The sequence below is a fragment of the Burkholderia sp. Ed8 genome, assembly GCF_040761425.1.
Classification (GTDB): domain Bacteria; phylum Pseudomonadota; class Gammaproteobacteria; order Burkholderiales; family Burkholderiaceae; genus Burkholderia; species Burkholderia seminalis.
The window spans coordinates 281,894-306,437 of sequence record NZ_CP142885.1; the positions used below are offsets into that span (position 1 = coordinate 281,894).

20 protein-coding genes are annotated in these 24,544 nt (G+C 67.5%); 7 read left to right on the forward strand and 13 right to left on the reverse strand.

Annotated elements, in window-relative coordinates; all coding sequences use genetic code 11:
- The first annotated feature begins 74 nt into the window (after positions 1-74).
- Positions 75-896 carry an IclR family transcriptional regulator gene (locus tag VXM69_RS01285; protein WP_367188860.1) on the forward strand — a complete coding sequence of 274 codons (822 nt, stop codon included), beginning with the start codon at positions 75-77 and terminating at the stop codon, positions 894-896.
- Positions 897-1,053: 157 nt separating this feature from the next.
- Complete coding sequence (locus VXM69_RS01290) at positions 1,054-1,605, forward strand: hypothetical protein (RefSeq protein ID WP_034187659.1); 552 nt, start codon at positions 1,054-1,056, stop codon at positions 1,603-1,605.
- 639 nt (positions 1,606-2,244) lie between these two features.
- Here the strand turns inward: VXM69_RS01290 and VXM69_RS01295 are convergent.
- From VXM69_RS01295 to VXM69_RS01315, 5 genes are all read right to left on the reverse strand, one after another.
- The gene (locus tag VXM69_RS01295; RefSeq protein WP_124670405.1) at positions 2,245-4,602 is read right to left on the reverse strand and encodes a GNAT family N-acetyltransferase; all 2,358 of its coding nucleotides are present in this window, start codon (positions 4,600-4,602) and stop codon (positions 2,245-2,247) included.
- A 562-nt stretch (positions 4,603-5,164) separates the two neighbouring features.
- A complete protein-coding gene (locus VXM69_RS01300; protein ID WP_034187657.1) occupies positions 5,165-5,467 on the reverse strand; it encodes an H-NS histone family protein in 303 nt (100 codons plus the stop codon).
- A 103-nt stretch (positions 5,468-5,570) separates the two neighbouring features.
- A complete protein-coding gene (locus tag VXM69_RS01305) occupies positions 5,571-5,843 on the reverse strand; it encodes a hypothetical protein (protein WP_080287802.1) in 273 nt (90 codons plus the stop codon).
- 61 nt (positions 5,844-5,904) lie between these two features.
- Positions 5,905-6,432 carry a BON domain-containing protein gene (locus tag VXM69_RS01310; RefSeq protein WP_367188861.1) on the reverse strand — a complete coding sequence of 176 codons (528 nt, stop codon included), beginning with the start codon at positions 6,430-6,432 and terminating at the stop codon, positions 5,905-5,907.
- A 54-nt stretch (positions 6,433-6,486) separates the two neighbouring features.
- Positions 6,487-7,974 carry a sigma-54 interaction domain-containing protein gene (locus tag VXM69_RS01315; protein ID WP_367188862.1) on the reverse strand — a complete coding sequence of 496 codons (1,488 nt, stop codon included), beginning with the start codon at positions 7,972-7,974 and terminating at the stop codon, positions 6,487-6,489.
- Positions 7,975-8,290: 316 nt separating this feature from the next.
- On the opposite strand from VXM69_RS01315, the gene VXM69_RS01320 reads away from it, so the two are divergent.
- Both VXM69_RS01320 and VXM69_RS01325 read left to right on the forward strand, forming a co-directional pair.
- On the forward strand, positions 8,291-9,694 hold the full coding sequence (locus VXM69_RS01320; RefSeq protein ID WP_034187654.1) for a GntP family permease: 1,404 nt from the start codon (positions 8,291-8,293) through the stop codon (positions 9,692-9,694).
- Between the two features lie 340 nt (positions 9,695-10,034).
- On the forward strand, positions 10,035-10,289 hold the full coding sequence (locus VXM69_RS01325) for a DUF4148 domain-containing protein (RefSeq protein WP_034187851.1): 255 nt from the start codon (positions 10,035-10,037) through the stop codon (positions 10,287-10,289).
- A 39-nt stretch (positions 10,290-10,328) separates the two neighbouring features.
- On the opposite strand, the gene VXM69_RS01330 is transcribed toward VXM69_RS01325, so the two are convergent.
- Entirely contained in the window at positions 10,329-11,930 is a 1,602-nt protein-coding gene (locus tag VXM69_RS01330) for a thioredoxin family protein (RefSeq protein WP_367188863.1), read from the reverse strand.
- Between the two features lie 260 nt (positions 11,931-12,190).
- Complete coding sequence (locus tag VXM69_RS01335) at positions 12,191-12,691, reverse strand: GNAT family N-acetyltransferase (protein WP_034187652.1); 501 nt, start codon at positions 12,689-12,691, stop codon at positions 12,191-12,193.
- Positions 12,692-13,272: 581 nt separating this feature from the next.
- On the opposite strand from VXM69_RS01335, the gene VXM69_RS01340 reads away from it, so the two are divergent.
- The 3 genes from VXM69_RS01340 to VXM69_RS01350 all read left to right on the forward strand — a co-directional run bounded on the left by VXM69_RS01340 (position 13,273) and on the right by VXM69_RS01350 (position 17,273).
- Positions 13,273-15,582, forward strand: coding sequence for a phosphocholine-specific phospholipase C (locus VXM69_RS01340; RefSeq protein ID WP_367188864.1), 2,310 nt, complete (start codon positions 13,273-13,275; stop codon positions 15,580-15,582).
- 274 nt (positions 15,583-15,856) lie between these two features.
- Positions 15,857-16,126 carry a hypothetical protein gene (locus tag VXM69_RS01345; RefSeq protein ID WP_034187650.1) on the forward strand — a complete coding sequence of 90 codons (270 nt, stop codon included), beginning with the start codon at positions 15,857-15,859 and terminating at the stop codon, positions 16,124-16,126.
- 154 nt (positions 16,127-16,280) lie between these two features.
- Complete coding sequence (locus tag VXM69_RS01350) at positions 16,281-17,273, forward strand: DedA family protein/thiosulfate sulfurtransferase GlpE (protein WP_034187649.1); 993 nt, start codon at positions 16,281-16,283, stop codon at positions 17,271-17,273.
- Between the two features lie 54 nt (positions 17,274-17,327).
- On the opposite strand, the gene VXM69_RS01355 is transcribed toward VXM69_RS01350, so the two are convergent.
- The 6 genes from VXM69_RS01355 to VXM69_RS01380 form a co-directional block, all read right to left on the reverse strand.
- Positions 17,328-18,800 (reverse strand): OprD family outer membrane porin, encoded by a 1,473-nt coding sequence (locus tag VXM69_RS01355; RefSeq protein WP_049029118.1) that lies wholly within the window; start codon positions 18,798-18,800, stop codon positions 17,328-17,330.
- Positions 18,801-18,965: 165 nt separating this feature from the next.
- On the reverse strand, positions 18,966-19,985 hold the full coding sequence (locus tag VXM69_RS01360) for an ABC transporter ATP-binding protein (protein WP_069705675.1): 1,020 nt from the start codon (positions 19,983-19,985) through the stop codon (positions 18,966-18,968).
- Positions 19,982-20,974, reverse strand: a complete 993-nt coding sequence (locus VXM69_RS01365) for an ABC transporter ATP-binding protein (RefSeq protein WP_034187647.1) — start codon at positions 20,972-20,974, stop codon at positions 19,982-19,984. Before VXM69_RS01365 ends, VXM69_RS01360 begins: the two co-directional genes overlap by 4 nt.
- A 1-nt stretch (position 20,975) precedes the next feature.
- Entirely contained in the window at positions 20,976-21,878 is a 903-nt protein-coding gene (locus VXM69_RS01370; RefSeq protein ID WP_034187646.1) for an ABC transporter permease, read from the reverse strand.
- Between the two features lie 13 nt (positions 21,879-21,891).
- Positions 21,892-22,830 (reverse strand): ABC transporter permease subunit, encoded by a 939-nt coding sequence (locus VXM69_RS01375; RefSeq protein WP_034187645.1) that lies wholly within the window; start codon positions 22,828-22,830, stop codon positions 21,892-21,894.
- 11 nt (positions 22,831-22,841) lie between these two features.
- The gene (locus VXM69_RS01380; RefSeq protein WP_034187644.1) at positions 22,842-24,455 is read right to left on the reverse strand and encodes a peptide ABC transporter substrate-binding protein; all 1,614 of its coding nucleotides are present in this window, start codon (positions 24,453-24,455) and stop codon (positions 22,842-22,844) included.
- Positions 24,456-24,544 lie beyond the last annotated feature (89 nt).

The window sequence follows — 24,544 nt, forward strand, 5'->3', positions numbered from 1 at the left end:
CCCTATGCGCGTGCAGAACCGGCCAGCGTGCGTCGCCAACCGACTGACGGTAATCCCCCAACCTCACATCGACAATGCAGACAACCAACGACCCGCTTCCCGGCTGCGACGCACGGGAATCGATGGCCGCTATCGACCGCTATCGCGCCCCCGCGCTCGACAAGGGGCTCGACATTCTCGAACTCCTGTCCGAGCAGAAAGAAGGACTCACCCGCACCGAAATCACGAAGGAACTCGGCCGCAACGCGAGCGAGATCTACCGGATGCTCGAACGCCTCGTCGCTCGCCGCTACGTGATGCGCTCGACCGGCGGCGATCGCTACACGCTCAGCCTCAAGCTGTTCGCGCTCGCGCACCGGCATCCGCCGATGAGCCGGCTGATCGCCGAAGCCCTGCCGCCGATGCAGCGCTTCGCCGACGCGGCCGAACAGTCGTGCCACCTGTCGGTCTACGATCGCGGCAACCTGCTCGTGATCGCACAGGTCGACGGGCCCGGCCCGTGGGGCGTGTCGGTCCGGCTCGGCTCGCGCATCGGGCTCGCCGATACGGCGTCGGGACGCGTGATGCTGTCGTTCCAGGGCCCCGAGCAACGCGCGCACATGCTGGCCGAGCATCGCCAGGTCAAGGGCGAGACGCCGCTGAACGAGCAGGAACTCGCGTACGCGTGCCAGTCCATTCGGCAGGATGGCTACCTGCGCCAGGACAGCCGCCAGGCCTATGGCGTGACCGACCTGAGCGCGCCGATCCTCGGGCCGTCCGGCCATGCGATCGCGGTGCTGACCTGCCCGTACATGCGCCGGATCGATGCGCATGCGGCCCCGTCCGTCGACCTCGTCGTCGAAGGGTTGCGCGACACGGCCTCCCATCTGTCGATGGGACGCATCGAGATCTGCTGACACGCGGATGCTTCCCGATGCACACCGGGGGACGCCGGTGCGGTGCGCGATATGCGATGCACGATTTGCGGTGCCATATCGTGCGCTCGCGGCGCTACGCTAAAATAGCGGCCCTCTCAAAAACTACGATGGCCGGTTGTCGCGGCCGTCGTGTCCGATGGATGTCATGGCCAAACTTCTGAACGATCAAGAATTCCAGCGTTTCTCCGAACTTCAGCAGAAGCAGGCAAGCTTCACGATCACGCCCGACGAAGCGGACGAGCTGCGCGATATCGTCGCGCGCGCGCAGCAGAAGCGCGACGATCGCGCCGCCGCAATGCAGGCGATCGAAAACTACATCGAGCAGTTCGACATCACACCCGACGAACTCTTCTCGCCCGAGCAGATCGGCGACGCGGCCCGCACCTACGGGCTCATCACGGCGACCAAGAAGGAACGCACGCTGCCGCCGTCGATCACGTTCAACGGCAAGCCGTACCAGTGGACCAAGACGCTTCCGGACGACGTGCGCGGCGCGCTGTTCGACGCATTCACGTCCGGCGAATCGGTCAAGCGCTTCATCGCGATGCCGAAAGACACCGCGCGCTGTGCATTGACGATCGCCCGCCTCGAGCGCGAAACCGGCGCCGTCTATGCCGATCCGCACCTCGAGGAACTCGCGATTTCGCGCGACCAGGTGAACGACGCGGCGTCGAAACTCGCCGCGTAAATGCGGCCTCGGGCACGGTTCATGCGTGCCCGAACCCCGGCGCGGCGCCCGCATTGACCGGCGCCGCGCTCACGGGAGCGGTGCATCCACCCGCTCCCGAAAAGTCTCACCTCAGCCTCCCGCAGGCGCTCACCGACACCTCCCGAACACGCTCACCGAAGGCTCCCGAAGACGCTCACCAAGGTCTCCCGAATATCCTCACCGGATGCTCCCGCAAGCCCTCACCGAGACGTCCTGGAAAGGCTCACCGGCGGCTCCCGCAAGGGCTCACCGGTCGCCCCCGGGAAGGCTCACCGAACGCTCCCGTATCGGCTCACCACACATTCACGGAAACGCTCACTGGCCGCTCCCGAAAAATCTCACCTTTACGGTCGATCCGAATTGGCGACGCCGGCATACGGTGCGCAAAACGCTTGAATACCTCGCGTAAAGGCCATGCGGAGCAGGCAACGCGATGCTCGGCAAGCGCCTCCAGACGCCGCCGGCATCGACCTGGCAACGGCTCGGTACATTCAGGCGCTTCTTCCGAAAGCGCATGCCAATACTTTGCATTCCTGAGTGAATGAATGCGCAACATGGTGAATGCCGGAGCCGTCCACTTGCATACGGTGCCTCCTCGCTTCACGCAGCCGGCCACCGCTACGGCTGCAGCTTCATCCTGAAGCCCACGACGCCAGGCTCCTCCGTGGTCGACACCGTGAAGCCGCACGACTTCGCGAGCGAGATCATCGCCGAATTCTCGCGCAGTGCCTCGCCAACCATCCAGGCGGTTCCGCGCGAACGCGCGTAGTCGATGATGCGGGCCATCATCAGCCTGCCGAGCCCTTTGCCCTTCTGATCGGGACGTACCGCGATCGCGAACTCCGCCGTCTCGTTGTCGGGGTCGGCGACCGCGCGCACCACCGCGAGCGTGTGGTCGCGCCCCGACGCGTCGGTGAACGACACGATGAAAGCCATCTCGCGGTCGTAATCGATCTGCGTCATGCGCGCCACCTGCGAATGATCGAAGCTGCGCACCGCGCCGAAGAAACGCATCCGCAGATCGTCCGGCGTCATCGCGCCGAGCAGTTCGTTGTGCGCGGCTTCGTCTTCCGGACGGATCGGGCGGATCGTCACCGTCTCGCCGCGCCACTCGAGCGTCTGTTCGAGGTGCCGCGGATACGGCATGATCGCGAGCCGGCTGCGCCCCGTGGCCAGCGTGATGCGCGGCGCGATCACGCGCGCGCCGTCGGACAGCACGCGCAGCGTGACCGACAGCGCGACAACTTCGCGGACGTCGCAGACGACCTGCGACAACGCCGTCACCGCGTCGAGCGTCGGCTCGACGGGCGTACTGCGCGCATACGGCGAACGCTCCATCACCGCACGCGCAAGCACGGTATTCAGCGGCGGCAGGCCGTAGACGACGAATGGCGCCGAGACACCGTCCGCGGGCGGCACGGCATAGCGGAACACCGGACCGAAGTTCGAATCGTCGTACATGTCGACCGTGATATCGACGACTTTCCTGCCCGCCGGCTCGTCAGCCTGCTCGCCATGCAAGCCGAAATGGGACAGCCAGCGCAACGCGGCATCGCCGGCCAGTTCATGCTGGCCGGTTTCGACCATCCGGCGCGCTTCCGCCTGCGCCGACGCGACGCATTCGGCCGGCTGCGGCGGCGTGCCTTCGGGCGTCTGCATCAGCAATTGTCGCCCGAGGTTGTAGTCGACGAGACGCGCATACGCGCGCGCGAGCCGCTGCGGTGTCGTATGGACCGGAATGCCGTTCGCGTGCAGCGCATCGCGCGTCGCCGCATCGACCGCGCCGAAGAAACACGCGAGGATGCCGCGATGCGCGTATTGCCGCGAGTCGATCAACGTGCGTGCAACCGAATCGGCCGGCGCGCTGTGGGACGTCGAATGGACGACGAACAGCGTGCCCGTTTGCGGGAACGGCGCAAGCGCCTGGATCGCCGCGGCAAAGTGCTCGGGGCGTGCATCGTCGCCCAGCGTCAGCGGATTGCCGGGCGCGGCCAGATGCGGCAGCGCGGCCGATACGGCCGAGGTTGCCGCCGGCGGCCAGTCGGCCAGCGCGACGCGCACTTCCGCGACCGCATCGACCGCCAGCTTCGCGACACCCGCGTCGCTGGTGACGAGCGTCGCCGCGCCGCGCGCGGTGACGCGGCCGACGCCGAGCGTCTCGATCTCGTCGAGCAGATCGTCGAGCGCATCGACACGCACCATGCCCGCGCGCTGGAACGCCGCCGTATAGAGTGCGTCGCCGGGATCGGCACGCCCGGTGCGCAACGCGAGGACCGGCTTGTTGCGGGCGGCCGCGCGCGCGGCCGACATGAACTTGCGCGCCGCGCGCACGGTATCGAGTTCGAGCAGGATCGCGCGCGTGCCGGGATCGCTCGCCAGATAATCGAGTACGTCGCCTGCATCGACGTCGGACTCGCTGCCGAGCGCGACGACATGCGAAAAGCCGAGGCCGCGCGCGTCGGCCCAGCCGAGCACCGCGTTCGTCAGCGCGTTCGATTGCGACACCCACGCAACGCCGCCCGATCGCGCCGTATAGGCCGGCGCACCGAAATGCGCGTGCCGCGCGGGCGACAACACGCCGAGGCTGCCGGGCCCGACGATACGGAGCACGAACGGCTTCGCCGCCTTCAGCATGCGATCGACCGCGGCACGATCGGCGTCCGTGCGCGCCTCGCCGACGATCACCGCGACACGCGTACCGAGCTCGCCGAGCTTGCGCACGATGCCGGCCCAGGTGGCGGGCGGCGTGCAGATCACGGCAACCGACGGCGGCGCGGGCAGCCGGTCGACGTCCGACGCGACCGCATGCCCGTCCAGTTCCCGGTACTTCGGATTGACGGGCCACACGGGCCCCTGAAACGCGCCGTCGAGCACACGCGACCACACCATCGCGCCGATACTGCCCGCGCGCGACGACGCGCCGACGACGGCAACGGACTTGGGCTGGAACAACGCATCGAGATGGCGAACGGTCACATCGACTCCCTGCGGTGACGAAAGACGACACGATCGGCATGCGGCCGGACAGGCCGTGCGCCGATCGACGCGAACCCCAAGCATAGGCGAAGCGCATGCGGCTGCCTATATGCCGAACGGCTGACTACTCGACGCGCATCAACGCTCGCATCATGGACCTGCAACACACGCGGCAGCCCATCGCCGCACAACCCGGCTCGACGCTGCAGCCGCTTCCTCAAAGGTGAGGGTTTACAGGAGCCATGGTGAGTATCTTCGGGATCAGCACGACGCCGTGCGCAAATACGCGAAAGGTGATGAGAATCCGCGGCACGCCTGCACCGCGAAAATCGCGAATGCCCATGCGCATGCGCGGCGTAATTGCACGGTTGTTTACGGGAATTCGCCGCGATATACGGCCGAATCGCGGTGAATCCGCAAACGGAGGCCGTCAATTGCGCGGCATCGCGCATCCATTCGGCAGGGAAAATCGCACGGCGACTGCGCAAAAACAAAACGGTGCGACGGCCGCATGGCCATTCGCACCGTCGGTCGGCACACGAAAGGTGAGGATTTTCGGGAGTCAGTCCTTGATCAGGAAACGTGCGCGGTTCTTGCCGAGCCAGGTCGGTGCCCGCCCGCGGCCGCTCCACGTCTCGCCCGTCTTCGGATTCAGGTACTTCGGCGGCAACGACCGCTTCGGCTTCGCGGCGGCAGCGACGGCGGACCCTATCGGACGAAAACCGAGCTCCTCCGGCGTAATGTCGTATTCCTCGATTTTCGCGCGGATTTCGGCAATCGCTTCGGCAATCGCCTTTTCACGTTCCTTGTCGATCTTTTGCTGAAGCCGTTCGAGCTGTGCGGACAGTTGCCTGTAGGTCGCCATATGGATGGGACTCCGTGAGTGTTATTCGTGAAAAATAGGTAACTCCAAGCAAACAGAAAAGCGCTTCGCCCGATCGTGGTCTCCTCAGCCGGTCATGTCGGGATCAATAACCGCTTTTCTTCTTGCATGCGAAGAGAAGATTTCGCACGGCGTCATCCGTCGATTGCTGGATCACTTCGAAATCCCCGTTGCACATCGCCCGGGCATTGTCCGTGCAATTGCTCCAGTCGCGACCGGTGCATTGCACCTGTGTCGTCGGGCGTCCGTCGGACGTGAACAGCGGCGCGCTGCCGCCACACCCGCCAAGCCCCGCAACCAGAGCCAACAATGCGGCCGCCCGAGACCGCCGCCAGACCGACGCAAGCATGTGTTTCATTGTTCTTCCCGTCAACCTTTTTTTGAATGTCGCGAGTATGCCATGCGCGGCCTTTCCGTCGTCAATTCGGCGCGCGGTCCGGTTGCCCGCGCGCCTTGTACGGCAAGCTCCGGCGGGGATCGTCGGTGATGCGAACGAAAACCTGCTCGACGTCCGGCAGCGCCTCGAATTCGCGTTGCAGCGCCTGGCGATCGAACGCCGTATCCGCGCATCCTTCGACGTAGATGAAACGTCGCTGCACGGTGATCCACAGGCTCGTGCCGCGCAGGCGATCCGAGCCGGCGAAGTGCGCCTTCGCGGCATCGGCGATCGACGCGTCATACATATACGAGTTCGGCTTCGTGCAGCGGTGCGCGAGCCAGCAGGTCGTGCCGCGTTCCGCGCGGTAATGCGCATCGTCCGTCATCTCGGCACGCGTCATCCACGGGCCGAGCGGCAGCGGGCATTCGGCCACGTCCCACGACAGCGCGACGAACGGATCGTTGTACCAGTTGCGCCGCGCCTCGGGCGCGTCGGCGTCGCCGGATTGCGCGAACGAGGAAGTCGCCAGCAACAGGGCCAGCCACCCAGCGATGCCGATCCGCTTCATCGTGATCTCCTGTTCGATGCTTCACGTCCGGGCGCCTCGGCATCGCCGATCGGCCTACCGGTCGATACCCAGTGCCGCAAGCTTCTTGTAAAGCGTCGCGCGGCCGATCCCGATGCGCGCGGCCGCCTCGACGACCTTCCCGTCGCAGGCCGCCAGCGCATCGGTCAGGAACTGGCGCTCCCACGCCGCCAACGCATCCGCATACGAGGCGACCGGCGCCCCGGATGCGCCGGGTGCTTCGCCCGCGCGCGGCTCGACCGGCGTCGCGGCAAGCCGCTGCGCGAGTGCCGCGGCGTCCGTCGAGACGCGCACCGGCCCGAGGAACGGCGCGAGCGCGCGCGCATCGATCACGGCACGATCCGACAGCATCAACGCGCGCTCCAGTGTATTGCGCAACTCGCGCACGTTGCCGGGCCACGGATACGCACACAGCATCCGCAGCGCGTCGTCGGTCAGTTCGCAGTGCGCGGCGCGCCCGTGCTGCGCGGCCAGCTCCTCGAGCGTCGCGTAGACGAGCGCCGCGATGTCGGATGCGCGCGCGCGCAACGGCGGCGCATGGATCGTCAGCACGTTCAGCCGGTAATAGAGATCGGCACGAAAACGCCCAGCCGCGACGAGTGCCGGCAGGTCGGCCGACGTCGCGGCGATGATCCGGACGTCCGCGCGCACGATCCGGTTCGAGCCGACCGGCTCGAACTCCTTGTCCTGCAGCACGCGCAGCAGCTTGCCCTGCAACGGCAGCGGCATGTCGCCGATCTCGTCGAGAAACAGCGTGCCGCGATCGGCCAGTTCGAACTTGCCGACGCGCCCCTTGCGGTCGGCGCCCGTATACGCGCCGGGCGCCGCGCCGAAGAATTCGGTTTCGAGCAGCGTATCGGGAATCGCGGCGACGTTGACGGTCACGAGCGGCTGGAGCGCGCGCGCCGACGCCGCGTGGATCGCATGCGCGAGCAATTCCTTGCCGGTGCCCGTCTCGCCGAGCAGCAGCACCGGCGAATCGACCTGCGCGGCCCGCCGCCCCTGCCGCTTGGTTTCGAGGCTCGCGGCACTCGTGCCGACGAAACTCGCGAACGTGTATTTCGCGCGGCGCGCCTGCGCGAGCGAACGCTGCGTCGCGATCAGCTGCTGCTGAAGCTGCGCATAGCGGGAAAAGATCGGCGTGAGCGTCTTCAACTGGTCGAACAGCGCGAAGCCGATCGCGCCGACCGTCTCGCCGGCCTCGTTCTTCAGCGGCAGGCGCGTGACGACGAGCGGCTCGCGGCCCGTCTCCATGATGTCGAGCAGGATCGGCTGCCCGGTCGATACAACCTCGCGCATCAGGCTGTTCGGAATCACGGCTTCGCAGTCGAGGCCGACGGCCTGCTGCGGATCGGCGAAGCCGAAGCGCGCCGCGTAACGATCGTTCATCCACACGACGCGCGCATCGCGATCGACGACCACCGTGCCCGCGCTCGAATCCTCGAAGGTCCGGAACAGCGACTCGGCGGCACGCCGCAGCACGTCGCCGTAGTTGACGGGCAGGCGGGCCCAGTCGTTCATCATCGTGTCTTCGTCTCCATGTATTTTCGACCGGATGTCTCCGGAACGAGACGGATTATCTCACCCCGGAGACGCGCCGCAATGCGTTGCCCGGGCATGCCCTGCGCGAATTCGCGCGCTGGCCGGACGGCCATATCGTCTCCGGATGGAGACGTTTTCTGTAGAATCGTCAGACATTGGCCGGCGCGGGCCCGCCTGCCTGCGGCGGACCCATGTCCGGCGGCGCAATCCGGCCGATGGCACGAAACCTGCACGAACCTGAGCCGGTCCGCGGCGCGTCGCGCGATCGAACAACAACCAAAGCCATTAGGAGACTCCCTTGTCTTTCGTGATCGTCCTCGCCGCGCTGGCGTTCCTGATGTTCGCTGCGTATCGCGGCTACAGCGTGATCCTGTTCGCGCCGATCGCCGCGCTCGGCGCGGTGCTCCTGACCGAACCCGCCGCCGTCGCACCGGTCTTCTCCGGCATCTTCATGGAGAAGATGGTCGGCTTCGTCAAACTGTATTTCCCGGTCTTCATGCTCGGCGCCGTGTTCGGCAAGGTGATCGAACTGTCCGGATTCTCCGAGTCGATCGTCCATGCGGCGATCCGCTACATCGGCCGCTCGCGCGCGAATGCGGTGATCGTCGCGGTGTGCGCGCTGCTCACCTATGGCGGCGTCTCGCTGTTCGTCGTGGTGTTCGCCGTCTATCCGTTCGCGGCCGAACTCTATCGCCAGAGCAACATTCCGAAGCGGCTGATGCCCGGCGCGATCGCGCTCGGCGCGTTCTCGTTCACGATGGATTCGCTGCCCGGCACGCCGCAGATCCAGAACATCATCCCGACCACGTTCTTCAAGACGACGGCGTGGGCCGCGCCCGCGCTCGGCACGATCGGCTCGCTGTTCATCATCGTCGTCGGCCTCACGTATCTCGAATGGCGCCGCCGTTCGGCCATGGCGAAGGGCGAGGGTTACGGCACGTCGCTGGTCAACGAGCCGGAGCGCGTCGAGGCGACGTCGCTGCCGAATCCCGCGCTGGCGATCCTGCCGCTGATCCTCGTCGGCGTATCGAACTTCGCGTTCACGAAGCTGATCCCGCAGTGGTACGGCGCCGCGTCGTACACGGTCGCGCCGGACGTGCTGCCGGGCGTGCATGCGCCGGTCACGACGTCGATCAAGACCGTCGTCGCGATCTGGTCGGTCGAGGCCGCGCTGCTGCTCGGTATCGTGCTGGTCGTGCTGACCGCGTTCAAGCGCGTCAGCGAGCGCTTCGCGGCCGGCTCGAAAGCCGCCGTCGGCGGCGCGCTGCTCGCCGCGATGAACACCGCGTCGGAATACGGTTTCGGTGGCGTGATCGCCGCGCTGCCGGGTTTCCTCGTCGTCAGCGATGCGCTGAAGAGCATCCCGAACCCGCTCGTCAACGCAGCGGTGTCGGTCAGCTCGCTCGCCGGCATCACGGGCTCCGCGTCGGGCGGCATGAGCATCGCGCTCGCCGCGATGTCGGACCTGTTCATCAAGGGTGCGCAGGCTGCGAACATTCCGATGGACGTGCTGCACCGGGTCGTCGCAATGGCCAGCGGCGGCATGGACACGCTGCCGCACAACGGCGCCGTCATCACGCTGCTCGCGGTCACGGGCCTCACGCACCGCGAGTCCTATCGCGACATCTTCGCGGTCACCGTCATCAAGACGCTCGCGGTGTTCTTCGTGATCGCCGTGTACTACGCGACGGGGCTCGTGTAAGTGCCGGCATGAGGCGGCGTTCCGTACGCCGTCTCCCGCCTGACCCGCGTATCGGGATCGGACCGCCTGCGAACCGGAACGCCTTCCGGAAATCGCATCCGGTCCGATTTCATTTCTCCGCTCGTCGGCCGCGGTCGATCCGCACCGCCGCGCGTTTGCGCCCCTCCCCAGGCCGCCATCCGGCGCGCCGCCGCACACCCATTGTTACCCGCAACAAAACACTGCGTTGGGCGCGATCGCATTTTTCGCACGCGTGCTCCGGCCTACACTGGGTTCAACGTCGCGCGGCGCTTCGACGAACGAAGTGCAGCGATTCACCGGAATCCTGGAGGTCCCGATCATGAAGCGCCTGATCCAAGCCGTTGCCATTGCCCTTGCCATCTCGGCCCCGCTCGCCGCGCAAGCCCAGTCGAACCAGCCGCTGACACGCGCGCAGGTCCGCGCCGAGGTCAAGGCGCTGAAGCAGGCCGGCTTCCAGTCGAGCGACTGGTTCTACCCGGCCAGCATCGTTTCCGCCGAAGCGAAGATTGCCCGCCAGCACGACGCCGCCGGGTACGGCAGCGATCGCGGCGCGTCGTCGGAGTCGGGCCAGTAATCCGGCGTCCGGCCCGCCCGGCGATGCATCCCTGCGCCGTTAGGCCTTCACGGGCTGGATCAGCTTCGCGCATGCCGTTGCCTGCAGATCGCCCGCCGGCAGTTTCCCGCATACGCCGTCGAACTGCTTCACGACCGACCTGACCGACGCATCGTGCGCGCCGCTGCCGCGCCAGCGGTTCAGTTGCGTGACGACCTTGGTCAACGCACGCAGGTTCGCTCCGTAGAACGCGTCGCGGGTCTTGTCGGCCTGCGCGAGCACTTGCGCGGCAATGCCCTCGATACGGGCCGAATCGTCCGGCGCCAGTTCGACCGCATTCGCAAAGTAGGTGGCCCCCCAGCGCAGCTTCGTCGCCGGCCCGCTGGCCGCGTCGTACGCCTTGCGATACCAGTCGAGCGCGGCGGCCTTGTCGCCGCGCGCCTTCGCATTCGCGGCCAGCCCGGACATGAAGTAGTACGGCGTGGACGAGCGCGGCAGCTCGGCCTTCAGCAGCGCATCCGACTCGTCGTACAGCCCCGCGTCGGTCAGCGTGTCCGCGCCTTCGCTGACGAGCGCCTGCCGCTCGTACGCGTTCGCGGCGCCCTGCACCGACGCGGCGATCTGCTTGCGTGCGGTGTCGGCCAGCGCCGGCGCGTCGAGCGGCGCGCCCTTGCGCGCGTCGCCGCGCGCGAGCAGCACGCGGCCGTGCAATGCCATCAGCCGGTCGATCGACGACAGCGTCGTGTCGGTCGACAGGCGCGCGAGCGCCGTGTCGTACGCGCCGCGCAGCTTCGCGCGCGGCGCATCGTCGCCGCCGCCGAGATACGCGACCACACGTGCGGGCGCCGCGACCAGCACGTCCGAATCGGCGCGCGACAGCGCCGGATCGTGCAGCACGCCGCGCAGCGATTCGGCGAGCGCCGCCTTGTCGAGCGCACCGGCCTGCGCCGGATCGCCCGAGGCGGCAACCACCGCCGACTTCAACGCGAAGCGCGCCGCTTCGGCCTTCGCGCCGGCCGCCCGCGCGCGCTGCGCGAGCGACTGCAGCGTCTCGGCGACGCGATCGGCCGGCACCGGCAGCGCGCCGTCGGTATCCCACGAATAGTCGGCCAGCAGGCGCCATTCGTCGGGCGTCAGCGACGCGCCGTTCTTCAGCGCCGTGGCAAGCGTCTGCCGCACCGGGTGCGCCGCCGTCATCCCGAGCGACAGCGCCTGCATGTAGCGGTCGAGATCGGCTTCGCCCGGCAGCCGCGTCACTTCGGTGCCGTCCGGGCGGAACAGGATCATCGTCGGATAGCCGTGCACCTTGAAACGCTCGCCGAGCTTCTGCGCGCTTTCGGTATCGCCGTCGAGATAGACGGGCACGAAAAACGACGAGCGCGTCTTGAAGGCCTGCTGGCTGAAGATCGTCGACTTCACCTGGTTGCACGACGGGCACCACACGGCGCCCCAGTACAGCAGCAGCGGCTTGCCGGTGCGCTTCGCGAGCGCGAACGCGGCATCGACGTCGCCGTGCTGCCACGCGATGCCGGGCGGCAGATGGGTACCGTCGGGCGATGCGCTCGCCACCGGGGCACCGCTGGGCGTGGCGGCGGCAAAGGCCGCACCCGCGGCGGCGGCGAACAGGCAGGCGGCAGTCAGATTCCGGAGAGCGGTTTTCATCGAAGCGGGTTCCGTTGAAGGAGACGGTTGCGAGAAAGGGCGGCGCACGAAACGAGGGCCGGGAAGCCGTGACGATGAAGCCGACCGGCGTGCAACGCCGCGCATGCATCGAATCGGAACAGCGAACGCCGGCCGAAGCGACCGGCAAATCGTTCGACGATACGACGCGTGAAGCCAGTGGGAAACGAACGAATTCTCGAATGAATATGACACGCGGGATCGTGGCCGCGCGCGCGGTCACATGCGTGTCAGCAGGCGCATCACTGCCGCGCCTTGAGCCGCGCCATGTGATACACGGGCGCGTGCACGCCGTCGCGCAACGCGTAGCCCGGCGATTCGCCTTCGATCCGGAAACCGTGCTTCTCGTAGAGCGAGATCGCCGCGCGGTTGTCGGTGAACACGGTCAGCTCGAGACGCGTGATGTTCAGCCAGTTTTCCGCGAGGTCGATCGCCGCCGCGAGCAGGCGGCCGCCGATGCCGTGCCCGTGACGGGCCGCGTCGACCATCATGCCGAGCCCCGCTGCATGGCGCCGGCGCGGATTCGGCTCGAAGTGCAGGCCCAGATGGCCGACCACCGTGCCGTCGATTTCGGCCACGAGGCTCACGCCGCGCTCGTGCACGTTCTCGATCCGCTTCTGCCATTTTTCGAGCGACGGAAACGGGTATTGCAACGTGTTCGTGTACACCGCGGGATGCGCGGCGATTTGCCGGATTGCGTCGACGTCGTGCGTCTCGCTGTGCCGGATCGTGATGTCGGTCATGGGTGGGCCGGTTCCGGAAAGGCGCGCTGCAGGCGCGGACTGCGCGTATGCGCAGCAACGTGTCGAGCTTATCCGATTTCATGCATTTGAAACATGGGGGTCACGTCGCCTCACGCCGGGTTGGATCCGCAACGAACGTGATCCCGCGACTCGTCCGAAAATCGGAAAAATCCGCCCGGTCGCGCATGCGGCGACCGGTAATTCCTGACCTTTTTCGATCACGCATCGCGCCGGCACCAATCGTTGTGCACGCAACGTCATCAACGCGACACGCGATGTCACGCCTTCATCACGTCGACGTCATGTCGCCTCCCTAGACTGGGCGCCGCCCAGCCCGGCATGCACCGGGCCGGCGTGTGCCGACACCCTGCCCCGCGCATCACGAGCGCGCGGTGCGCGGGATCGCGACGACGGCCGCCGCCTCGGTGCGACACCGTCTGCCGAACGCGATGCGCGCACCAGAGCCGCCGGCGGCCGGCGCACCGAACGCACACGCATCGCGGATCGTCCCTTGCGGGACGACGCACGGGCGCCGCCAGAAGAAGTCACGAACGCTCCCACCCTCACAGGATCCGAACGCCATGACGTCACGCCGCACATTCCTTCAACAGACCGCCGCTTCCGGCCTCGCCGCCGCCGCGCTGTCCGCGTTTCCGCCGAGCATCCGCCGCGCGCTCGCCATTCCCGCGTTTCATGAAACGGGGACCATCAAGGACGTCAAGCACGTCGTGCTGCTGATGATGGAGAACCGCGCGTTCGACAGCTACTTCGGCACGTTCAAGGGCGTGCGCGGCTACGGCGACCGCTTCGCGGTCCCGTCGCCGAACGGCCGCGACGTGTTCTACCAGTCGTACACGAAGGCGACGCCCGCCGCGACCGTGACGCCGTATCACCTCGACGCGAGCCAGGGCAACGCGCAGCGGGCGGGCGGCACGCCGCACACGTGGGCCGACGCGCAGGCCGCCTGGGATCACGGGCGGATGAACCGCTGGCCCGACGCGAAGACGCCGCTGTCGATGGGCTATTACGACGCCGCGGAAGTACCGTTCCAGCGCGCGCTCGCCGATGCGTTCACGCTGTGCGACCACTATCACTGCGGAATGCATACGGCCACGATCGCGAACCGCCTGTTCTACTGGAGCGGCACCAACGGCCCGAACGGCATCAGCCCGGCCGACGGCAGCCGCGTGAAGATCGCCGCGCTGAACAACCAGTTCAACGGCGGCAACGACATCGGCCCGTCGAGCCAGGGCTGGACCTGGACGACCTATGCCGACCGGCTGCAGCAGGCCGGCGTGCGCTGGAAGGTCTATCAGAGCCTGATCGACAACTTCGGCTGCAACGAGATGATGAGCTTCCGCCACTGGCGCGCGGCGATCGAGCAGATGCCGGCCGCGCGCCGGCCCGCGTACGTGGCGTCGACGGACATCACGCAACCGGTGACGGCTGCCGGCGCGTTCTACGACCCGGCGATCGACGATCCGCTGAGCCCGCTCGCGAAAGGTTTTGGCAACACGATGCCGTACGGCTTTCTCGAAACGTTGCGCGACGACATTCGCAACGGCACGTTGCCGGAAGTGTCGTGGATCATCCCGCCGTCCGTGTACAGCGAACACCCGGGGCCGTCGAGCCCGGCGCAGGGCGGCTGGTACGTGCAGGCCGTGCTCGACGCGCTGACGGCGAACCCGGAGGTGTGGAGCAAGACGGTGCTGCTGGTCAACTACGACGAGAACGACGGCTTCTTCGACCACATGCCGTCGCCGGCCGTGCCGTCGCGCCGCCCCGACGGCACGCTCGCGGGCGGCCATACGCTGCGCGACGCCGACATCGCCGTCGAATACCACGACTTCACGCCGGCCACGTCGAGCCAGCCGGCCACCGACGGCCGTCCGTACGGCCCGGGCCCGCGCGTGCCGATGTGGGTCGTGTCGCCGTGGAGCCGCGGCGGCTGGGTCAACTCGCAGGTGTTCGACCATACGTCGACGCTGCGCTTCCTCGAGCAGCGCTTCGGCGTCGCCGAGCCGCAAGTCAGCGCGTACCGCCGCGCGGTGTGCGGCGATCTGACGAGCGCGTTCAACTTCCGCACGCCGAACGACGAACCGCTGCCGACGCTCGCGGGCCGTACGACGAAAAGCCGGGTCGACGCGCTGAGCGCCGCGCAGCAGGCCGCCCCGAAGATCGTGCCGCCCGCCGCGCCGGTGCTGCCCGCGCAGGCCACCGGCGTGCGCCCGTCGCGCGCGCTGCCGTACGAACTGCATGCGAGCGCGCGCACCGATGCCGGCGCCGGCACGGTCACGCTGAAGTTCGCGAACACGGGCCGCGCCGCCGCCGTGTTTCACGTCTACGACAAGCTCCACCTCGACCGCCTGCCGCAGCGCTACGTCGTCGAGCCGGGCAAGACGCTGCACGGCGACTGGGCCGCGCGCGCCGACGATGGCGGTAAATATGACCTGTGGGTACTCGGGCCGAACGGCTATCACCGCCGCTTCACCGGCGACCTAAGCCGTCTGGCGGGCGCCCGCGCACCGCATCCGGAAGTGCGCGTCGGCTACGCGGGCGCGAGCGGCAACCTGCACCTGCGGCTGCGCAACCACGGCGGCGGCACGGTGCGCTTCACGGTGAAGTCGAACCAGGTCTACGGGCCGCTGTCCGGCCGCGGCGGAGACGACGACCACGGCCATGGTCACGGCACCGGTACCACGTGGACCGTCGCGGTACGCGCCGGCGACCAGGCCGAGCTGCACTGGGCACTCGACTCGACCGGCCATTGGTACGACTTCATCGTCACGGCCGACAGCGACACGAGCTTCTCGCGCCGCGTGGCCGGCCGCGTCGAAACCGGCCGCCACTCGGTCAGCGACCCAGCGATGGGTCTCGCCGACCGCTTCTGACGGCACCGCGGCGACACGCATCGCACCGCGTGTCGCCGCCCGCGCCGGCGCGGCCGCGAACGCCGGTCGCGCGCCGGCCGCGGCGGCGGCCGATCCGGCTGAAACGCCCGCCCCGCATGGCTCAAACATCAGAAGGATGGGTGGTGTAGCCCTCATTTCACCGCACGAAAATGCTCCGTCTTGCGGCCCGTTCGCGTTAAACTGCGTCAAGCTGTAGTCAACAAAGACATCTTTGCCGTCACGGCATCCACGACACGATACGAGGATAGGTTCGATGCGCACTACCGGCTCATCCGGGGCAATGACCCTGCTCACCGAACACGATCCGGCCGACGGCCGCGAACTGCGCTCGCTCCGGCTGGAAGCAACGGGCGACGGCAAAAGCGTGCTGCTGATCGAGATCGACGAACGCAAGCCCGGCATCCACCGCGAGGTCCGCTACGAGATCACGCCGGCCGAACTGATCGCGGCGATCCGCTCGCACGGCGCCGAGCTGCCCGGCGAAAACCATGGCGCCGCCTCGCTCGCGCGCACCCTCTCCTGATTCCGGTCGGTGAGCCACGCGCAGCGCGCCGGCTCACCGACATCCCCCTGCCGTCGTCAGGCGCTTTCCGTCATTCCCGCCGTTGTCTTGAAAAAGGCCGATAATCGGCCCATCTGCGTTTCCTGCCCACGCCTTTCCTTTTCGGCCAGCCGTCATGCTCCGTGACCTCGTCGCCCAGTACGGGCCGCTTCTCGTGTTCGCCAACGTGCTCGCGGCAGCCATCGGCCTGCCGGTGCCCGCGATGCCGACGCTCGTGCTGTTCGGTGCGATGGCCGGGATGCACCCGGACATGATCGGCTCGCAGCTCGTGACGGTGGTGGCGGTGTCGGTGCTCGGTGCGCTGATCGGCGACACCGTGTGGTACGTCGCGGGGCGCCGTTACGGCGGCACGACGCTGAAGACGATCTGCCGGCTGTCGCTGTCGCGCGATACCTGCGTGAGAAAGACCGAACGCTTCTTCGGCCGTTACGGCGTGCGCGTGCTCGCGGTCGCCCGCTTCATTCCCGGGCTGTCGCTCGTGTCGGTGCCGATGGCCGGTGCGCTCGGCACGCGCTATCGCACGTTCGCCGGTTACGACGCGCTCGGCGCCGCACTGTGGACGATCGCCGGGCTGGCGGCCGGCATCGTGTTCTACCGGCAGATCGACTGGCTGTTCGCCGGCGCGAGCCGTCTCGGCCGCGCGGTGCTGCTGGTCATCGTCGCGCTGCTGGCAATCTATGCGGCCGTGCGCTGGATGCGCCGCCGCGCGCTGATCCGCCAGCTCGCCCATGCGCGGATCGGCGTCGACGAACTCGACACCCTGCTGCGCGACGACACCGCGCCGGTGGTGCTCGACGTGCGCTCGCCCGAGCACCGCAAGCTCGACCCGTTCTCGATTCCCGGCGCCCAGTTCGCCGACGAGCGGCAGATCGCCGACATCGTCGCGCGCTATCCGTTCTCGCAGAAGTTCGTCGTGTACTGCTCGTGCCCGAACGAAGTGACGGCCGCGCTGATGGCGAAGCGCCTGCTCGACGCGGGCTTCACCGATGCGCTTGCGCTGCGCGGCGGCCTCGACGCATGGCGCGACACGGGCCGCCAGCTCACGTCGCTCGCGGAAGAGATGCCCGCGGCGAACGATCCGGTCGCGGGGCTGCACAAGCCGGCCTGAGCACACTGCCCGCGGGCCGGCCGCGCGATGCGGGGGGCGCGATGCCCCCGTCGATCAGAACGCGTGCAGCGGCAGGTTCACGACCAGGCGGTACTCCCTGTTCGTCGCGTCCGAGTAGTGTGCCGAACCGTTGTGCCACATCGCGATGAACGTGACCTTCGTGTTCTTCAGCTTGCCGCTCTGGAACGTGTACGACGGGATGAAGCCGAACTCGTGGTGACGGCCCTGCACCGGCGCGCCGTTGCTCCAGTAGATGCTCGACTTGCTCGGGTCGTTGGCCGCGCCCGCGCTGCCGTCCGCACCCCAGCCCGTCACGCCCCAGACCATCGCCTTGAAGCCCGGCAGGCCCGCTTCCTTGCCGTAGAACGTGTAACGCAGCTGCAGCGACTTTTCGTGCGGCGCGTTGTAGTCGACGTCCATCGAGTTGGTCAGGAAGATGCCGTTCGTTTCGTTCAGGTAGTCGAAGAACTGGTCGCCGAGCACCTGCTGGAAGCCGAGCAGCAGCTCGTGCGGGCCGTGCTGCGCCGCCACCGACAGGCTGTATGCGTTGTTGTCGATCTTGCCCTGCAGCGCATCGCCCGTGTCGTGCGTCGAGTAGACGTTGCCGAAGCCGGTCCACTTGATCGTCTGCGGGCTGCCGATGCTGTGCTTCACCGACGCGTAGTACTGGTGCCACACGTCGTCGGCCTGGTTCGCATACAGCGCGACTTCGCCGTTCGGCGAGTAGTCCCACGTGCCGCCGACATACGACAGGCGATTGATGCGCGTGCCGCCGTACTGCGTCGTCAGGTTCGTGAGCGTCGTGTGACCGCGCGCGTTGGTCTTCGTGAAGCTGCCGGCCTCGAGCATCACGTTCTTGAATTCATTGCTGACGATCGTCGCACCAAGGAACGTCGGCGGCAGCGCACGGTTGTCGTGCTGCTCCATGAACGGGTTGTCGACGGCCTGCAGACCGTACTTGACCACCGTGTTCGAGATCCGCGCCTTGATGTCGTAGATGCCGGGGTACGCCCATGCCAGCTGGTTCCCGCCGCCGCCGCCCTTCGCGATGTGCACCATGCTGCCGGCGCCCTGGCCGCCGTCGAGCTTCAGCGCCGCATACAGCGATGCGTCGAAGCCGATGCCGATCAGGCCCGTCGTGTAGCCCGACTCGAAGTTCGCCATCGCGCCCTGGACCCACGCGTGGCGATGCGGTCCGCCCTTGCTGTCGAGCACGTCCGAATAGTTGCGGAACAGGAAGTCGAGATGGCTGTCGGCAATGAAGCCATTCGACTTCGACTGCGCCGACGGCTCGTCCGGCGGCGTGACGGCCTGGTTCGCTTCGGCGTTGATGATGGCGTTCGGGGTCGATGCCTGCGCAACGGTCGCGGCCGTACCGGCGGCCGGCGCGGCCTGCGCGACCGTCAGCGGCGCGGGCGCCGCGTCGTCGGCGTGCGCAACGCCCGTCAGCGAGACGCCTGCGAGTGCCGGCAGTCCCCATGCGAGCAGCATCTTCGATGCCGTCCCGATCGTCTTCTGTTTTTTCATCGTCATTCTCGTCTTGTGTTGATATCCGTCCACGCCGGTCGCGATCCGCTCCCGGCCCCCCGGCACGCCCGGTTAAGGACGCGCCTGTACCCGCGACGCGAAGATCATTCGCGCCGCCACTGCCCCTGTTGACCTGCCTGGTTTTATTTGCCGAGTTACTTCACTTCACGCCACGCCCGCGCGGATGCACGCGACACGCGCCGCCGACCCCTGCCGAACTTCCGGCAGCGGCACGTCCTGCGCGCATGCGTCGATCGCGACCGGGCAGCGCGTGCGGAACGCGCAGCCGGACGGCGGGTTGAGCGGCGAGGGCATCTCGCCCGCCAGCAGCATCGGACGGCGAGCACGCTCGCGCGCCGGCTCCGGCGTCGGCGCCGCATCGAGCAGCGCCTTCGTGTACGGGTGCTGCGGCACGCCGTACACGTCATGCCGCGTGCCGAACTCCATCACGCGGCCGAGATACATCACGAGCACACGCTGGCTGATCGCCTTCACCACGGCGAGATCGTGTGCAACGAACAGATAGGACAACGACAGTTCGCGTTGCAGGTCGCGCAGCAGGTTCACGATCTGCGCCTGGATCGACACGTCGAGCGCCGACACGGGCTCGTCGCAGATCACGAGCTTCGGCGCGCCGATCAGCGCGCGCGCGATGCCGACGCGCTGGCATTGCCCGCCGGAGAATTCATGCGGATAACGCAGCAGGTGATGCGCGTTCAGGCCGACGCGTTCGAGCATCGTGACCACGCGGCGGCGCACCTCGGCACGGCCGAGGCCGGCCTGGTGCGTGACGAGCGGCTCGGCGACGACCTGTTCGATCGTCATGCGCGGATCGAGCGACGCGAGCGGATCCTGGAAGATCATCTGCACTTCGCGCCGCATCGTGGAGCCGCGCAGGTGATCGGGCGTGACGGCTTCGCCGCGCCACTTCACCGTACCGGCCGTCATCGGCACGAGGCCGATCAGCGCACGCGCAAGCGTCGACTTCCCGCAGCCCGATTCGCCGACGAGCCCGACCGTCTCGCCGCGCTTCACGTCGAACGACACGCCGTCGACCGCGCGCAGCGTGCCCTTCGGCGACCACGGATAGCCGCCGAGCGGCACGCGGAAATGCACCTTCAGATTGTCGACGGACAGCAGCGTGTCGTCCGTCGCGCCGGCATCGCGGCGTTCATTGACGCTCATCGCAGACCTCCCGTCAGATCGGCCACCGGGCGGTGGCATGCGCGCACCGCGCCCGCGGCGCCATAGGTTTCGAGCGCGGGGCGCGCCGCGCCGCAGCGCTCTTCCGCATACGTGCAGCGCTTCGCGAACGCGCAGCCGGCCGGCGCGGTGCCGGGCATCGGCGGATTGCCGGGAATCGCGACGAGCGGCGCATCGTCCGCGTCGGTCAGGCGCGGCAGCGCATTGAGCAGGCCGATCGTGTACGGATGCGACGGCGCCGCGAAGATCGATTCGGCCGGCGCGTATTCGACGGTGCGGCCCGAGTACATGACCATCACGTCGTCCGCGAGGCCGGCGACCACGCCCATGTCGTGCGTGATCAACACGATCGCGGTGCCGCGCTCGCGGTTCAGCTCGCGCAGCAGGTCGATGATCTGTGCCTGCACGGTCACGTCGAGCGCGGTGGTCGGCTCGTCGGCGATCAGGATTTCCGGCTCGGACAGCAGCGCCATCGCGATCATCACGCGCTGCCGCATGCCGCCCGAGAACTCGTGCGGATACATGCGGATGCGTCGCGCCGCGTCGGGAATGCGCACCGATTCGAGCGCCTCGATCGCGCGCTTCGTGGCCTCCTTGCGCGACAGCTTGCGGTGCAGCTGCAGCGTCTCGGTCATCTGCCGCTCGATCGTCAGGAACGGATTGAGCGACGTCATCGGATCCTGGAAGATCATCGCGATCCGGTCGCCGCGCACCGCGTTCAGCGCGCGCGTGTCCATGTCGAGCAGGTTGTCGCCGCGGTAGCGCGCGACGCCGGTCGTCGTGCCGTTGCCGGCCAGCAGGCCGAGCAGCGCCATCACGGTCTGGCTCTTGCCCGAGCCCGATTCGCCGACGATGCCGAGCGTCTTGCCGGCTTCGAGCGAGAACGACACGCCGCTGACGGCGTCGATCGGCGGGGCATCCTTGCGCGTGAAGCGCACGCCGAGATTGTCTACTTCGAGCAATGCGGCCATCTCAACGATCCTTCGGGTCAAGCGCATCCCGCAGGCCATCGCCGACGAAATTCACGCAATAAAGCGTCACGCACAGCATGACGGCCGGGGCGAGCAGCAGCCACGGCATCGATTCCAGTTTCTGCGCGCCGTCCTGGATCAGCACGCCCCAGCTCGTCATCGGTTCCTGCACGCCGAGGCCGAGGAACGACAGCACCGATTCGGTCAGCACGATGCCCGGCACCGAGACCGTCGCGTACACGACGACCACGCCGAGCAGGTTCGGCACGACGTGGCGCCGCACGATCGTGGCCGGCGTCACGCCGATCGCGCGCGCCGCGTCGACGAACTCGCGGTTGCGCAGCGACAGCGTCTGGCCGCGCACGACGCGCGCCATGTCGATCCACGAGAACGCGCTGATGGTCAGCACGACCAGCATGAACGAGCGGCCGAACAGGGTCATCATCAGGATCGCGATCAGCAGGTACGGGATCGCGTACATCATGTCGACGACGCGCATCATGACGGAGTCGACGCGGCCGCCCGCGAAGCCCGCGGTCGCGCCCCACGCGACGCCGAACAGGCCCGACACGAGCGTGCCGAGCACGCCGACCTCGATCGACACGCGGCCGCCGATCAGCGTGCGCACCAGCAGGTCGCGGCCGAGCTCGTCGGTGCCGAACCAGTGCTGGTTCGCCCAGGTCGGCGGCAGGCTGATCGCGCCCCAGTCGCTCGCGGCGGGATCGGCCGCGAGCAGCCACGGGCCGACGAAGCAGGCGAGCGTGATCAGCGCGAGCAGCACGAGGCTGAACACGGCTGCGCGGTTGTGAAGGAAACGCGCCATCGCGAGCGCGAGCGGCGAGCGCGAACGCGGCGGCGAATCGGTCTGCACGGGCAGACCGACGACGGGAGTAGTCGGAGTCATCGCGGTGCCTCGCTCAATAACGGATGCGCGGATCGAGCCATGCATACGCGAGGTCGACCAGCAGGTTGAACAGCACCGCGCAGACGGTGGTCAGGACGACGAGGCCGAGCACCAGCGTGTAGTCGCGGTTGATGGCGCCGTTCACGACGAGCTGACCGAGGCCCGGCAGCGCGAACACCGATTCCGTGACGACGGCCGCCGTGATCGACGAGATGCAGACCGTGCCGAACAGCGACACGACCGGCATCAGCGCGGGCTTGAGCGCATGGCGCAGCACGATCGTCGAGCCCGGCAGGCCCTTGGCACGCGCGGTACGGATGTAGTTGCTCGACAGCGTCTCGATCATCGAGCCGCGCATCACGCGCGCGAGCAGCGACATGTTGATGAAGGTCAGCAGCACGATCGGCAGCAGCCGGTACTGCCAGCCGCCGTCGCCCCAGCCGCCGGCCGGCAGCCAGCCGTTGCCGGCCGACGTCTTCAGCAGGATCGCGAAGATCCACACGAGCACGGGGCCGAGCACGAACGGCGGCACGACGTTGCCGACGTTGCCGATCAGCATCACGATGCGGTCGATGAAGCTGTCGCGGCGCACCGCCGCGACGGTGCCGAGCAGCACGCCCAGCCCGATCGAGATCGGGATCGACACGCCGCCCACGCCGAGGCTCACGGGCAGCGCCTTCCTCACGAGGTCGTTCACCGACCAGTCGACGTAGCGGAACGACGGACCGAGATCGCCGTGCAGCAGCGAATCGAGGTACATCAGGTACTGCTTCCACAGCGGCTGGTCGAGGTGATACTTCGCGTTCAGGTTCGCGAGCGTCGCGGCGGACAACTGCTTTTCCGTATCGAACGGACCGCCGGGCGTGAAGTGCAGCAGCAGGTAGCAGACGGTGACGACCGCGAGGATCGTCGGCACCGCCCACAACGTGCGCCTCAATGCGTAGGCCAGCATGATCGCTCCGCTCAGTGCTTGATCAGGTACATGTCCTGCGAAGCACGCATGTCGATCACGTTCTTCAGCGAATAACCGCCCACGTAGGGCTTCACGAGACGATCGGCCGAGTACTGGAACAGCGGCACCATCGGCGTGTCGTTCAGCGCGAGGTCGTGCGCCTGCGTGAGCAGCGCGGCGCGCGCCTTGTCGTCGAGCTTCTGGTTGCCTTCGTCGACGAGCGCGTCGGCCTGCTTGTTGCAGTAGCCGACGGTGTTCTGCGCGCTGCCGCAGCGCAGCAGGTCGAAGAACGTCATCGCGTCGTTGTAGTCGGCGAACCAGCCGTCACGCGCGATCTGCACCTTGCCGTCGTGACGCTCCTTCATCAGCACCTTGAACTCGACGTTCTCGAGCTTCGTGTTGATGCCGAGCTTGGTGCGCCATTCGGACGCGGCGAACAGCGCGACCTTCTTGTGCAGGTCGTTGGTGTTGTACGTCAGCGTGAACGACAGCGGCTTCGCGTCCGAATAGCCGGCCTGCTTCAGCAGGTTCTTCGCGGTCTCGACGCGCTTGGCCATCGGCCACGACGCCCAGTCCGGCGTGAACGGCTGCACGCCCTTCGTGCCGTTCGGCATCAGGCCGTACATCGGCTTCTCGCCGGCCTGCGTGAGCCTCTGCGTCAGCACGTCGCGATCGAGCACCATCGACAGCGCCTGGCGCACGCGCTTGTCCTTCAGCACCGGATCGCTGTTGTTCAGGTAGTAGTAGTAGGTCGCGAGCTGCAGGCCCTGTCGCAGTTCGCCGCCGAACTGCTTGCTGACCTGCTGGAAGATCCCCGACGGGATCGAGTAGCTGTAGTCGATCTGGCCGGCCTGGTACATGCGCATCGCCGTCTCGTCGCTCTCGATCGGCAGGTACGTGACCTTGTTGATCACGACCTTCGGCGCGTTCCAGTACTTCGCGTCCTTCGAGATCACGATGCGGTTGTTCGGCTGCCAGTCGACGAGCTGGTATGCGCCGTTGCTGACGATGTTGCCCGGGCGCGTCCATGCGTCGCCGAGCTTCGTCACCGTGTCCTTGTTCACCGGCGCGAGCGGCACCATCGCGGTCAGTTCGGGGAAGAACGCGACGGGCACGTCGGTCGTCACTTCCAGCGTGTACGGATCGACGGCGCGCACGCCGAGTGTCGACGGCGCGGCCTTGCCCGCGATGATGTCCTTCGAGTTCTTCACGAACTCGACGAGGATCGTGTACTTCGAGCCCGTCTTCGGATCGACGAGGCGCTGCCACGAATAGACGAAATCGGCGGCCGTCACCGGCTGGCCGTTGCTCCACTTCGCGTCATGGCGAAGCTTGAAGATCCACGTCGTCGGCGTCTTGCGTTCCCACGACAGCGCGACACCCGGCACGACCTGGCCGGCTGCATCGATGCGGGCCAGCCCCTCGAACAGGTCGAGGCCGATCGTGTTGCCGGTCCACGACTCGATGTGCGCGGGATCGAGCGACTCGACTTCGGCGGGCACCTGCCGCGTCAGGTCCTGTTGAGGAGCGAGCGCGACGTTCGACGGGACGGTAACGGCGTGGGCAACAGGCGTCGTCAGGGCGAGCGCGGCCAGCACGGCCGACATGGCATGCAAGGATTTCATCGTGGCAGTCTTGAGAAGGTTGGTTCGGTGCGCGTCGCGCGGCGGATGCCGCGGATTACGCGTGAGACGCTGACGGGCGCAGCGATTGA